The 1,153-nt window shown below is 50.7% G+C and carries 1 protein-coding gene; it reads right to left on the reverse strand.

Annotation, left to right across the window (positions count from 1 at the left end):
- Positions 1 to 1,153, reverse strand: a 1,153-nt coding sequence (tuf, locus tag MES37_RS24420; protein ID WP_237932829.1) for an elongation factor Tu, incomplete at both ends; no start/stop codon positions are given.

Genomic DNA, 1,153 nt, shown 5'->3' on the forward strand with positions numbered 1-1,153 from the left:
CCTACAGTACGGCCGCCTTCACGGATTGCGAAACGCAGACCGTCATCCATCGCGATTGGGTGGATCAGGGTAACAACCATTTTGATGTTGTCGCCCGGCATTACCATCTCAACGCCTTCTGGCAGTTCGATGGTACCAGTCACGTCAGTTGTACGGAAGTAGAACTGTGGACGGTAGCCTTTGAAGAACGGAGTATGACGGCCGCCTTCATCTTTGGACAGAATATAAACTTCAGATTCGAACTGAGTGTGCGGCTTGATTGAGCCTGGCTTAGCCAGTACCTGACCACGTTCGATATCTTCACGTTTAATACCACGCAGCAGAACACCAACGTTCTCACCAGCACGGCCTTCGTCCAGCAGTTTGCGGAACATTTCAACGCCAGTACAGGTTGATTTCACGGTATCTTTGATACCAACGATTTCAACTTCTTCACCAACTTTAACGATACCGCGCTCTACACGACCGGTAACAACGGTACCACGGCCGGAGATGGAGAATACGTCTTCGATTGGCAGCAGGAACGGCTTGTCGATAGCACGTTCTGGTTCTGGGATATAAGTATCCAGGAAGCCAGCCAGTTCGATGATTTTAGCTTCGTAATCCGCGTCGCCTTCCAGTGCTTTCAGCGCTGAACCACGTACGATTGGAGTATCGTCGCCTGGGAAGTCGTACATAGACAGAAGTTCACGAACTTCCATTTCTACCAGTTCCAGCAGCTCTTCATCATCAACCATGTCGCATTTGTTCAGGAACACGATGATGTAAGGAACGCCAACCTGACGACCCAGCAGGATGTGCTCACGAGTCTGTGGCATTGGGCCATCAGTCGCAGCAACAACCAGGATAGCGCCGTCCATCTGAGCAGCACCGGTGATCATGTTTTTAACGTAGTCGGCGTGCCCTGGGCAGTCAACGTGCGCATAGTGGCGAGTCGGGGTGTCATATTCAACGTGGGAAGTGTTGATGGTGATACCACGAGCTTTTTCTTCTGGTGCGTTATCGATCTGGTCGAAAGCACGAGCAGAACCACCGTAGGTTTTAGCCAGAACGGTAGTGATTGCTGCAGTCAGAGTGGTTTTACCATGGTCAACGTGGCCGATAGTACCGACGTTGACGTGCGGTTTTGTACGTTCAAATTTTTCTTTAGACA

Source organism: Buttiauxella sp. S19-1 (assembly GCF_022134725.1).
Lineage (GTDB): Bacteria > Pseudomonadota > Gammaproteobacteria > Enterobacterales > Enterobacteriaceae > Buttiauxella > Buttiauxella ferragutiae.